The 12,693-nt window shown below is 65.8% G+C and carries 8 protein-coding genes and 1 riboswitch; all 8 genes read left to right on the forward strand.

Annotated features, from left to right (window positions below; translation table 11 throughout):
* The first annotated feature begins 168 nt into the window (after positions 1 to 168).
* Entirely contained in the window at positions 169 to 2,622 is a 2,454-nt protein-coding gene (locus ACLMAL_RS06235) for a GcvT family protein (RefSeq protein WP_411998206.1), read from the forward strand.
* 4 nt (positions 2,623 to 2,626) lie between these two features.
* Complete coding sequence (solA, locus tag ACLMAL_RS06240; RefSeq protein WP_328406192.1) at positions 2,627 to 3,790, forward strand: N-methyl-L-tryptophan oxidase; 1,164 nt, start codon at positions 2,627 to 2,629, stop codon at positions 3,788 to 3,790.
* A gap of 49 nt (positions 3,791 to 3,839) precedes the next feature.
* The gene (locus ACLMAL_RS06245) at positions 3,840 to 4,976 is read left to right on the forward strand and encodes an aromatic ring-hydroxylating oxygenase subunit alpha (protein WP_411998437.1); all 1,137 of its coding nucleotides are present in this window, start codon (positions 3,840 to 3,842) and stop codon (positions 4,974 to 4,976) included.
* A gap of 6 nt (positions 4,977 to 4,982) precedes the next feature.
* Positions 4,983 to 6,464 carry an aldehyde dehydrogenase family protein gene (locus tag ACLMAL_RS06250; RefSeq protein WP_411998207.1) on the forward strand — a complete coding sequence of 494 codons (1,482 nt, stop codon included), beginning with the start codon at positions 4,983 to 4,985 and terminating at the stop codon, positions 6,462 to 6,464.
* Positions 6,465 to 6,526: 62 nt separating this feature from the next.
* Positions 6,527 to 8,065, forward strand: coding sequence for an APC family permease (locus ACLMAL_RS06255; RefSeq protein WP_328406188.1), 1,539 nt, complete (start codon positions 6,527 to 6,529; stop codon positions 8,063 to 8,065).
* On the forward strand, positions 8,058 to 9,614 hold the full coding sequence (locus tag ACLMAL_RS06260) for a GMC family oxidoreductase (protein ID WP_411998208.1): 1,557 nt from the start codon (positions 8,058 to 8,060) through the stop codon (positions 9,612 to 9,614). The genes ACLMAL_RS06255 and ACLMAL_RS06260 overlap by 8 nt, the downstream gene beginning before the upstream one ends.
* A 64-nt stretch (positions 9,615 to 9,678) precedes the next feature.
* The gene (locus ACLMAL_RS06265; RefSeq protein ID WP_411998438.1) at positions 9,679 to 11,490 is read left to right on the forward strand and encodes a putative nucleotidyltransferase substrate binding domain-containing protein; all 1,812 of its coding nucleotides are present in this window, start codon (positions 9,679 to 9,681) and stop codon (positions 11,488 to 11,490) included.
* Positions 11,491 to 11,503: 13 nt separating this feature from the next.
* A complete protein-coding gene (locus ACLMAL_RS06270) occupies positions 11,504 to 12,289 on the forward strand; it encodes an IclR family transcriptional regulator (protein WP_411998209.1) in 786 nt (261 codons plus the stop codon).
* A 282-nt stretch (positions 12,290 to 12,571) separates the two neighbouring features.
* Positions 12,572 to 12,677, forward strand: a riboswitch (glycine riboswitch).
* The last annotated feature ends 16 nt before the right edge of the window (positions 12,678 to 12,693 follow it).

Consider the following 12,693-nt stretch of genomic DNA (forward strand, 5'->3'; position numbering starts at 1 on the left):
AACAGTGATCGCAGTACGCAACAGTGTGGGCTCGTTTGCGGTCGTCGTCAACCCCGAAGCCAATTTATGAACGATTGGTTTCCAGCGGTTGACATACGCCCGAATCGGGTTGACCATTTGTTGCGTAATGCGATTGCGTTGCGCAGTAAGCAACATCGGAGGCATGCCTTGGCTCACCCGAAAGTTGTCGTCATCGGAGCCGGAATCGTCGGGACATCGCTCGCCGATGAAATAACCTCACGCGGTTGGACCGATGTCACAGTGCTCGAGAAAGGTCCGCTGTTCGTTACCGGCGGATCCACCTCACACGCGCCGGGATTGGTGTTCCAGACGAACTCGTCCAAAACAATGACGGAGTTTGCGCGATACACGACCGAAAAGTTTCTGGCGCTCGATCATCCGGACGGCTGGGCGTTCAACCCGGTCGGCGGGCTCGAAGTGGCCACCACCCCACAGCGCTGGCAGGATCTACACCGTAAAGCCGGTTGGGCGCAGTCCTGGCGAATCGAAGGTCGCCTACTCGACCCCGTCGAGTGCGCCGCGCTGCACCCACTGCTCGATGTCGACCGAATCATTGGCGGATTCCACACTCCGACAGACGGTTTGGCGAAAGCGCTGCGTGCCGCGGAGGCGCAGGCGCGACTCGCGACAGCCCGCGGCGCGGTATTCCGACCGCACCAGGAAGTGCTCGGCATCGTGGCACGGGGCGGCCGGGTGGTCGGGGTGGAAACCGCCGACGGTGTCATCGAAGCCGACATTGTCATCTGCGCGGCCGGATTCTGGGGCGCCGAAGTGGCCCAACAGGTCGGCCTCGTGGTGCCGCTGGTTCCGATGGCGCACCAATACGCCAAGACCGGTCGGATCGACGCACTCGCGGGCCGCAACACCGAACACGGTGAGGCGAGTCTGCCGATCCTGCGGCATCAGGACCAGGACCTCTACTTCCGTGAGCACGTGGATCGGATCGGCATCGGCTACTACGGGCACAAGCCCATGCCGGTGGACATGTCCACGCTGACTGCCGTGACGGCGGGCACGGCGATGCCCTCCATGCTGTCGTTCACCGACGAGGACTTCGCGCCGGCATGGCATGAATCCATGGAACTGCTTCCTGCGCTGGGTGATTCGAAGGTGGAGGAGGGTTTCAACGGGATCTTCTCCTTCACCCCCGACGGCTTCTCGATCATGGGCGAGCATCGGGAACTGGCCGGTTTCTGGGTCGCCGAGGCCGTGTGGGTCACCCACTCCGCGGGCGTGGCCAAGGCGATGGCCGAGTGGATCATCGACGGCGTGCCGCAGACCGACGTGCACGAGTGCGACCTGTACCGCTTCGAGGAGGTGGCCCGCAGCGACCGCTTCATCATGGAGACGAGTTCACAGGCGTTCGTCGAGGTGTACGACATCATCCATCCACACCAGCATCGAACCGCGCTGCGCGGACTGCGGACCAGCCCGTTCTATGCCCGTCAACTGCAACTCGGCGCCTACTTCTTCGAGGGCGGCAGCTGGGAGCGCCCCGCCTGGTACGAGGCCAATGCCAAACTGGTGCAGCGCCTTCGCGACGACGGCGTGACCTTCCCCGAGCGTGACGAGTGGTCGAGCAATTTCTGGTCGCCGATCTCCATCGCGGAAGCCCACTGGACCAGGCAGCGGGTGGCGATGTACGACATGACGCCGCTGACCCGCTACGACATCGCGGGCCCCGGTGCGCTGGAACTGTTGCAGCGGCTCACGACGAACAATCTGGACAAGAGCGTCGGCTCGGTCACCTACACGCTGCTGCTCGACGAGAACGGCGGCGTGCGCAGCGACCTCACGGTGGCCAGGCTCGCGCCGCAGCAATTCCAGGTCGGCGCGAACGGACCGCTCGATTTCGACTGGTTCACGCGCAATCTGCCCGCCGATGGGTCGGTGACGCTTCGTGACATCACCGGTGGCACCTGTTGTGTCGGATTGTGGGGTCCGCAAGCGCGAGATCTGGTGCAGCCCTTGTGCTCCGACGATCTCTCCCATCAGGCCTTCAAGTACTTCCGTGCGTTGCAGACCTATCTCGGCGCCATACCCGTCACGATGATGCGCGTCTCCTACGTCGGCGAGCTCGGCTGGGAGATCTACACCACCGCCGAATACGGAAGGGCCCTCTGGGATCTGCTGTGGTCGGCCGGGCAGGCATACGACGTGATTGCGGCAGGCCGGATCGCGTTCAACAGCCTGCGCATCGAAAAGGGTTACCGCGGTTGGGGAACCGATATGACCACCGAACATCTGCCCGCCGCCGCGGGGGTCGATTTCGCGGTGCGCATGAACAAGCCCGATTTCGTCGGCAAAGCCGCCCTCCAGAAGGCGGACCCACCGGCGAAGATCCTGCGCAGCATCGTATTCGACAGTCCCACGATGGTCGTGCTCGGCAAAGAGCCGGTCTATGTGCGCGGCGCATGCGCGGGCTACATCACCAGCGCGGCCTATTCCGCCACGATCGGCCGCAGCATCGCCTACGCGTGGCTGCCCGCGGCCCTCGGCCCCGGCACCGTGGTCGAGGTCGAGTATCTCGGCACCCGCTACACCGCCGTCGTGCACCCCGAGCCGGTGGTCGACCCCGACATGTCCCGGATCAGGAGGTAGCGAAATGGCTACTACGACAGACGGTTACGACGTCATCGTTATCGGACTCGGCGGGATGGGCAGCGCCGCCGCCTATCACCTCGCCGCCCGTGGGCAGCGGGTGCTCGGGCTGGAGAAGTTCACGCCCGCGCACAACAAGGGCTCGAGCCACGGCGGTTCCAGGATCATCCGGCAGTCCTACTTCGAGGATCCCGCGTACGTGCCGCTGCTGCTGCGTTCGTACGAACTGTGGGAGCAGCTCGCCGCCGACAGCGAGCGCGAGGTCTTCCGCCTGACCGGCGGCCTGTTCCTCGGCCCACCCGACTGCCTGACGGTGGCGGGCAGCTTGCGCGCGAGCCGCGAATGGTCGCTGCCGCACGAAGTGCTCGACGCTGCCGAGATTCGGCGCAGATACCCGAATTTCACCCCGGACTCCGGCGATATCGCGGTCTACGAGGACAAGGCCGGATTCGCGCGCCCGGAGCTGACGGTACAGGCGCACATTGATCTCGCGCTGCGCGCGGGAGCAACGCTCTCGTTCGGTGAGGAGGTGCTCGGCTGGGCGGAAACCGGCTCCGGCGTCACGGTGACTACCGCGCGGGCCACCTACCGCGCCGACCAGCTCGTCATCTGTCCGGGCGCCTGGGCTCCGGAACTGCTGGCGCAGTTCGGCATCCCGATCACCATCGAACGACAAGTGCTGTACTGGCTCGACCCGATCGGCGGGACCGCCGCCTTCGAAGACCAGCCGATCTATATCAGCGAGAACAGCTCCGGTCAGCAGATCTACGGGTTCCCCGCCATCGACGGACCCGCGGGCGGGGTGAAGACGGCATTCTTCCGCAAGGGCATCGAGTGCACACCAGACACCATCGACCGCGTCGTGCATCCGCACGAGATCGCGGAGATGCGCGACCGTGTCGCCGACCTGATTCCCGCACTGGACGGTCCCTGCGTGCACACCGCGACCTGCATGTACTCCAACACCCCCGACCAGCACTTCGTGATCGCGCGCCATCCCGACACCGCGCGCGTGACCGTCGCGTGCGGTTTCTCCGGCCACGGCTTCAAGTTCGTCCCGGTGGTCGGTGAGATCCTCGCCGACCTGGCCATCGATGCGAAAACCGCACACCCCATCACACTTTTCGACCCGCAAAGGTTGGTGACCTATGACAACAGCATCGCGTAGCGATTCCTTGGAGGGCGGCGGTCGGGAGACGGGTGGGCCTACCGCGGATATGCCGGTGCAGACCCCGGCGCTGATCCCGACCCTCGGCGGCAAGTGGTACGTCGATGATTCGATCTTCGCGGCCGAGCAGGAACACCTCTTCGAAAAGATGTGGTTCTGCGCGGTCCGGTCCGCCGACCTTGCCGATCCAGGCCAATTCAAGAAAGTCCAGGTCGGCAGGGAGAGCGTGCTGATGGTGCGCGGCCGCGACGGTGCGCTGCGCGCCTTCCTCAATATCTGCCGCCACCGCGGCGCGATGCTGTGCACCGAGGACGAGGGGCAGGTGCGCCGCAACCTGCGCTGCCCGTACCACGCCTGGACCTACGGGCTGGACGGCAAGCTCGTCGCCGCACCCAATATGGCCGCACTCAAGGACGCCGCGGGCGAAGACATCGACCGGGTCGCCTACGGCCTGGTGCCGGTCGCGCTGCGGGAATGGCTCGGTTATGCCTGGGTCTGTTTGGCCGACGATCCGCCGTCGTTCGAGACCGACGTGATCGGTGCGGTCACCGAACGGCTCGGTACTGCGACCGCGATCGACGCTTACGACATCGACACCCTGGAGGTCGGTCGCCGGGTGGTCTACGACGTCGCCGCGAATTGGAAGCTCATCGTCGAGAACTTCATGGAGTGCTACCACTGCGCGACCATCCACCCGGAGCTCACCGAGGTGCTGCCCGAGTTCGCCGATGGCTTGGCCGCTCAGGTCTTCGTCGGCCACGGCGCCGAGTTCGGTCCGGAGGTCGAGGGGTTCACCGTCGACGGTTCGGCCGGGTTCGACCGCCTGCCCGGGGTCAGTGCGGAGCAGGACCGCAGGTATTACGCGATCACGATTCGACCGACTGTCTTCGTCAACTTGGTCCCGGATCACATCATCTTCCATAGGATGTATCCGCTGGCCGCGGACCGGACCCTCGTCGAATGCGACTGGCTCTACACCGGTGACGTCGTTGCCGCAGGTCGTGATGTGTCGCGCTCGGTCGAGCTGTTCCATCGCGTCAATGAACAGGATTTCGCGGCGTGTGAGCGAACCCAGCCCACGATGTCCTCGCGTGCCTACCGGGACGGCGGGGTACTCGTTCCCGCCGAGCACCACATTGCGGAATTCCACGAGTGGTTGCTCGCCCGCATCGGCGATATGAGGTGACATGACATGAACGGTGAACCGGACCTGCTCATCGACGGCGCGTGGACGCGTGCCTCCGATGGCGGCACGAGGCAGATCGTCAACCCGGCCGACGGCTCGGTGGTGGCCGAGGTGGACGAGGCCACGCCCGAGGACGCACGCAGAGCGGTGGCGGCTGCGCGCGCCGCCTTCGATGACGGGGCCTGGGTCGCCACACCGGTCACCGAACGCGCGGCGCTGCTGCTGCGGATCGCGGATCTGCTCGAACGCGATAAGGAGCAGCTGGCCCGCCTCGAGACCGTCGACACCGGCAAGACGCTGGTGGAAAGCCGGATCGACATCGACGATGTGATTTCGGTGTTCCGCTATTACGCGGGACTGGTCGAGATCCAGGCCGACCGGCTGATCGACGTGGGTGATCCGACGGTGATCAGCCGCGTGGTTCGCGAGCCGATCGGCGTGTGTGTGCTGATCGCGCCGTGGAACTATCCGCTGCTGCAGATGTCGTGGAAGATCGCGCCCGCGCTGGCCGCAGGCTGCACAATGGTCGCCAAACCCAGCGAGGTGACCCCGCTCAGCACCATCGCCTTCGCCCGCCTGGCCGAGGAGGCCGGCGTGCCGCCGGGGGTGCTGAACCTGGTGCAGGGCAGCGGCGCGGTGCTCGGCGCGGCACTGACCGACAACGCGGACGTCGATTTCATCTCGTTCACCGGTGGCCTCGCGACGGGGCGGACGATCTCCGAGGTCGCCGCCCAACACGTCACGAAGGTCGCGGTGGAACTCGGCGGCAAGAACCCGCACATCGTGTTCGCCGACGCCGACTGGGAGAGCTCGGTCGACCAGGTACTGACCGGGGTGTTCCTGCATTCCGGCCAGGTCTGCTCGGCGGGCACGCGGCTCATCATCGAGGAATCCATCGCCGACGACTTCGTCGCCGAACTGGCCCGCAGGGCCGAGCGGATTCGGGTCGGCAACGGCCTCGATCCGGCCAGCGAGACCGGCCCCCTGGTCTCCGAACAGCATCGAGCGAAGGTGGAAGCCTACGTCGAGCTGGGCATTTCCGAGGGCGCGAAACTGGTGACCGGCGGCGTCCGGCCCAGCGACCCGGCGCTGGCCGCAGGCAGTTTCTTTCTGCCGACCATCTTCGACAACTGTGACCGATCGATGCGGATCGTCCAAGAGGAGACGTTCGGCCCGATCCTTACCGTCGAGCGCTTCAGCACCGAGGCCGAGGCGATTCGGCTCGGCAACGACACCGAGTACGGCCTCGCGGGCGGCGTGCGCACCGCCGACCCGGCGCGCGGCGAGCGCATGGTGCGCGCGCTGCGGCACGGCACGGTCTGGCTCAACGACTTCGGCTATTACACCGCGGCCGCGGAATGGGGCGGGTTCAAGAAGTCCGGCAACGGACGCGAACTCGGCCCGACCGGATTGGCCGAATATCAGGAAATCAAACACATTTGGCACAACACGGCACCGAAGCCGGCGGAGTGGTTCAAGGGCGTCTGATCCAAGTTTCGATCTCGGCCGGACAGCCCGTACCGGCCAGCACCGCGAAAGGCACGGTAGCAATGGTAGTCAAGGAACACAGCGTGTCCGATGACAATGGGATGGAGGATTTCGGCTACAAGGAATCCCTCGACCGGAGTATCGGAAAATTCGCCAGCTTCGCGGCAGGCGTCAGCTACATTTCGATTCTCACCGGTACATTCCAGCTGTTCTATTTCGGATTCGGCACCGCAGGTCCCGCCTATCTATGGTCGTGGCCTTTGGTTTTCGTCGGTCAGCTCGCCGTCGCACTGTGTTTCATGGAGCTGGCCGCGAAGTATCCGGTCGCGGGCTCGGTGTACAACTGGTCCAAGGCGCTCGGCAGCAGAATCGTCGGGTGGTCCTCGGGTTGGCTGATGCTGACCGCGTCGATCGTGACACTGTCCGCGGTGGTGCTCGCCCTTCAGTTGAACTTGCCACGACTGTGGAGCGGCTTCCAGCTGATCGGTGACGGCAGCGGTCAATACGACTACGCCACCAATGCCGTGGTGCTCGGCACGATAATGATCGTGTTCACCACCGCCGTCAACGCGCTCGGCGTCCGGCTCATGTCCATGATCAACAGCGCGGGCGTGTTCATCGAACTCATCGCGGCCGTATTGATCGCCATCATCTTGGCGGCCAACTGGACTCGTGGCCCACAGGTGTTCTTCTCCACGCACGGCTACGGTGCCGGGGAGTCGGGCGGTTACCTGGGTGCGTTCCTGATTGCCTCGCTCGCCTCCGGCTATGTGATGTACGGCTTCGACACCGCGAGCTCGCTCGGTGAGGAGACGGTGGAGCCGCGGCGCACCGCGCCGAAGGCCATCCTGCGCGCCGTTCTCGCCTCGTTCGTGATCGGCGGCGCGATCCTGGTGTTCGCGGTGATGGCGGCTCCCGATCTCGACGACCCGCAGATCGGCAGCTCCAGTGGCGGCCTGCAGTACATCGTCGAACAGGTGATGTGGGGCCCGCTCGGCACCATCTTCCTGTGTTGCATCGTGGTCGCGGTGACGGTGTGTTCGCTGGCCGTGCACACCGCCGCTATCCGGTTGACCTTCGCCATGGCTCGCGACAACGCGCTGCCCTTCGGCGAGAAGCTCGCCCGTGTGCACCCGAAGACCCAGACCCCGGTGGTGCCCGCCGTGCTGATCGGCGTGCTCGCCGCGCTGATCCTGGTGATCAATATCGGCCAGCCGAAGATCTTCACGGTGCTGACCTCGATCGCCATCATCATGATCTACCTGGCCTACCTGATGGTGACGGGACCGATGCTGAAGAAGCGGCTGCAGGGGCAGTGGCCGCCGAAGGATCTGCAGGCCGGCGGCTACTTTTCGATGGGCCGATGGGGCCTGATCGTCAATATCGTCGCCGTCGTGTGGGGCATCGGGATGGCGGTGAACCTGGCCTGGCCGCGCGAGGCGGTGTACGGCACACCCTGGTACAACACCTGGGGCGCGTTCGTCTACATCGGTGCGATTCTCGGCGCCGGGCTGCTCTGGTACTGGGCGAAGGGCCGCAAGAGCATCGGGACCCTTGCCTCCCATGCGGCAGTGGTGACGAAGGCGGATTCCGATGTCTGACAACGTATTCGACTATGTGATCGCGGGCGGCGGCACCGCGGGATGTGTACTGGCCGCCCGGCTCAGCGAAGATCCGGACGTGTCGGTGTGCCTGCTGGAGGCGGGACCCTCCGACGTCGGCGACCGGAATATCCTCGAGCTCTCGGAGTGGATGTATCTGCTCGATTCCGGGTACGACTGGGACTATCCGGTCGAACCGCAGGAGCGTGGCAACAGCTTTCTGCGCCACGCAAGAGCGAAGGTGCTCGGCGGATGTTCCTCGCACAATTCGTGTATCGCGTTCTGGCCGCCGGCCGAGGGCCTGGACGAATGGGCCGCGATGGGCGCGAAGGGCTGGAGCGCGGCCGAAGTGCTGCCCTATGTCGCGCGGGTGGAGAACAATGACGCGCCGGGCGAGGAGCACGGCCGCAGCGGTCCGGTCCGGTTGCGCGACGTCCCGCCCGTCGACCCGTGCGGTGCGGCGGTGCTCGAAGCCGCCGCGCTGGTCGGCTTGCCGACGGTCGAATTCAACCGCGGCACCACGGTGCGCAATGGCGCGGGCTGGTTCCAGATCAATTCCGACGAGGACAACATCAGGATGTCGTCTTCGCACGCCTACCTACACCCGGTGCTCGACTCGCGGCCCAATCTCTTTGTGCGCACGGGGTGTTGGGTCAGCGAGATCCTGTTCGACGACGCCCGCAACGCCACCGGTGTGCGGTATCAGCGCCCGGATCTCACCGGGTACGACACGGTGTCGGCCCGGCGCGAGGTGATTGTCACCGCTGGAGCCATCGATACGCCGAAGTTGTTGATGCTGTCCGGGATCGGGCCCGCCGAGCATCTGCGCGAGGTCGGTGTTCCGGTGCTGGTCGACGCTCCCGGCGTCGGTTCGAACCTGGACGACCATGTCGAAGGCCTGGTGTTCTGGGAGGCCGCGCGGCCGATGGTCACCACTTCGACGCAATGGTGGGAGATCGGACTGTTCGCCACCACCAACGAGACCTTGCGGCTGCCGGACGTGATGATGCACTACGGCAGCGTGCCGTTCGACATGAACACCCTGCGCAAGGGCTACCCGACCACCGACAACGGTTTCTGCTTGACGCCCAATGTCACGCAGGGCCGTTCCCGCGGCACGGTCCGGCTGCGCAGCCGCGACTTCCGGGACCGCCCCAAGGTCGACCCGAGGTACTTCACCGATCCGGAAGGACACGACGAACGCACCATGCTCGCCGGCGTCCGGCTGGCCCGCAAGATCGCCGAGCAGACACCGCTGCGGAACTGGATCGCCAGGGAACTCGCACCGGGCCCGGACGCCACGACCGACGACGAACTGCTCGACTACATCCGCGCCACGCACAACACCGTCTACCACCCGGCGGCCACCGCGCGGATGGGGGCAGCCGACGATCCGATGGCGGTGCTCGATCCGGAACTGCGGGTGAAGGGCGTGTCCCGACTACGGGTCGTCGACGCCTCCGCGATGCCGAAATTGCCCGCGGTGAACCCCAACATTACTGTCATGACCATGGCAGAGAAATGCGCGGACCTCCTACGGAAAACCTGAGTGCGAGGTGCCGAAGGAGGGTGAGCTAGCGGCATTTCTCGCCGATCACGCGCCGTTCCAATCGATGACGCCGCCCGAGCTGGACCAGCTCGCGGCGGCTTCTTCGCTGCACGCGTTCGCTGCGGGCGCGGTGATCATGGACTATTCGGCCCAGGTGCCCGACGACATCTGGATGCTGTGGACCGGCCGGGTCACCCTGCAGGGCAGCGGCGACGGCGCACCGATCGATGCCGTCGAGCCCGGCGGAATCTTCGGCTACGTTCCGCTGCTGACGGGCGGCAGCGCCGACTTCGTGGCGCGGGCGGTCGAATCGAGCCTGCTGATTCGGTTGCCCGGAGCCTTGGTGCGGGCTCAGTTCGCCCAACCCGACGGCTTGGCGTTCCTCGCTTCCTCGGCCTGGAAGACGGCGTCCGGCGATCGAACTCCGATGGCGCCGGTGCTCGGCAGCCGACCGGTCGGCGAACTCGTCTCCGGTGCGGCAGTTTTCGTCGCGCCGGAGACCAGTGTGCGCGATGCCGTCGTGCGAATGACCGAACAGCGTGTCTCCTATGTGCTGATCCGATTGCCGCAGGGCGAATTCGGCATCTTCACCGATCGCGATCTGCGAACCAGGGTGGTCGCGGCCGGGTTGTCGGTCGAGGTGCCGATCTCCCGGGTGATGAGCGCTCCGGCTCGCCGGGTGACCGCCGACCTGACCGCCGAAACCGTGTTGATGGAGATGCTCGAATGCGGTCTGCGGCATATGCCGGTGCTGTCACGGCGCGGTGCGGTGCTCGGCGTGCTCGAGGACGCCGACCTGCTCGCGGCCTCGGCCCGGCAGAGTTTCGTGCTGCGCCGTTCGATCGCCGCGGCCGCCGACGCGACGCAGTTGCAGCGCGCCGCCCGCGAGATCACCGGCACCGTGGTCGACCTGTTTCGCAATGGCACCAAGGCATCGGCAACCAGCGGCATCTTGTCGGTCGTCATCGATTCCGTGGTCCGCAAGGCGCTCGAGCTGGCACTCGCCGAGATCGGCGACGCGCCGGGGCCGACTCTTTCCGGCGGCCTGCAATCAGTCACCGGCGGCGGATTCGCCTGGCTGACCCTCGGCAGTATCGCCCGCCGCGAGGCGATGCCGTCGTCGGATGTCGACAGCGCGCTGTCGTGGGCCGACGAATTGTCTTCGGCCAGTGTGGAACTGCGCGCGGTCGCCGCGCGTGTGCACGCCATCCTCGATGCCTGTGGCTTGCCTGCGGACAGCAATGGCGCGATCGCCGCGAGGCCGAAGTTTTCCCGTTCCCGCTCGCAGTGGGCATCGGCGGCCGCGGGCTGGCTCGAGGATCCGTTGCAAGACCGGGGCCTGATCCTGTCCTCGCTGCTCATCGACGGGCGCGTCGTATGGGGCGAGGAAGCGCTGCATACGGTGCCCGCGGCCTTCCGGAGCATGCGCGCCGAACACCCGAACGCCCTGCGATTGCAGCTGCTCGACGCATTGTCGGGACGAGTGCGGGCGCGCTCGCTGCGGGATGTGCTGTCCCGGCGCGGCGGGACATTCGATTTGAAGAGCCACGCGCTGGCTCCGATCGTCAACCTCGCCCGATGGGGCGGCCTGGTGGCGGGCGTGACCACGGCGTCGACGCCGGTGCGGTTGGCGGCCGCCGCGAGCGCGGGGGCGCTGCGCGAGCGCGATGCCACTATCCTCACCGAGGTTTTCGTCATGCTGCAGCGCATGCGAATGGTCCATCAGGTCGAGCAGCTCTCCGCCGGGCACAGTCCCGGCGACATCATCACGATGTCGGAACTTTCGCCATTGAATCGCAGCCTGCTCAACGATGCATTGCGGGAGATCGCCGTGGTGCAGCGACGTGTCGGCAGCTTGGGAGCGACGACCACTTAGAATGGCGTTCGAGATGGCAACTCGAGACGGCGATGACAACGGGCGGACGGCTGCGGTGCAGTCCGTCGACCGAGCGCTGCTGGTCATGGAGATTATTGCCAAGCTGGGGCAGGCCGGCGTCACGGAGATCGCCGCGGAACTCGGCGTGCACAAATCTACCGTCTCGCGGCTTGTCGCCGTGCTGGAATCGCGCGGATACGTCGAACAGCTCTCGGAGCGCGGCAAGTATCGGCTCGGCTTCTCCATCGTCCGGCTCGCCGGATCCACCAGTGCGCAGGTCGACCTCGTCGGGCAGAGCCAGGGTGCGTGCAACGAGCTCGCGATCGCCTCGGGTGAGACGACTAATCTTGCTGTCCTGGACGGCAATCGGATCATCAATATTGTCGAGGCGATGGGACCCGGCTCGATCGCGCTGCGGTCCTGGGTGGGGCAGAGCTGCCCGGCGCACGCCACCTCCAGTGGCAAGGTGCTGCTCGCGGGTCTCGAGCCGAGCGAGATGCGTAAGCGGGTCGGCGCCAAGCTCGAGGCGTTCACCGACAACACCCTCACCAAGGTCGCCGACCTGGCCGCCGAGCTCGTCGAGGTCAGGAACAATGGCTGGGCGAGCGTGCGCGAGGAACTGGAGATCGGGCTGAACGCTGTCGCCGCGCCCGTTTACGACAGCAACGGTGCAATCGTTGCGGCACTGAGTGTTTCGGGTCCCGCCTACCGCCTTGGTCCGGACCGTTTCGCCCGCGCCGCCGAGCTGACCATCGCGAGTGCCGCGGACATCGGCCGCCGTCTGGGGTACCTCGGCTGACCACATCCGTACCCTCTCTCGCGATCTGGGCCCGCTGCGGTCGTCGTACGCGTGCGAATCGCGAGCAGGGGCGATCGGTATCGGTGCTCCTGTTGACAAGGGGTGGGGGCGGCCCAATACTTAGTTGCGTATGGAGCACCAGTTGCGTATTACGAAACTAGTTGCTCTATGTGCAATCGAATAATCGCCGTTCGACGCGTAGCGGGAGATCTCCACGGGTTTTCGTGGGGAGCCGAAGGAGCAAATCCTCCCGGGAATCTCTCAGGCCCAGTACCGCTGCGCACAGGCAACTCTGGAAAGCAGTGCGCACGCACTCGCCGACGGGGCAAACGCGCAGTGTCCCAACACAGTGCGTGAAACTCTCAGGCCATTGGACAGAGCGGGAGGAGCCACCTACGCGCATG

Source organism: Nocardia sp. CWNU-33 (assembly GCF_046764895.1).
In the GTDB taxonomy this organism is placed as follows: Bacteria; Actinomycetota; Actinomycetes; order Mycobacteriales; family Mycobacteriaceae; genus Nocardia.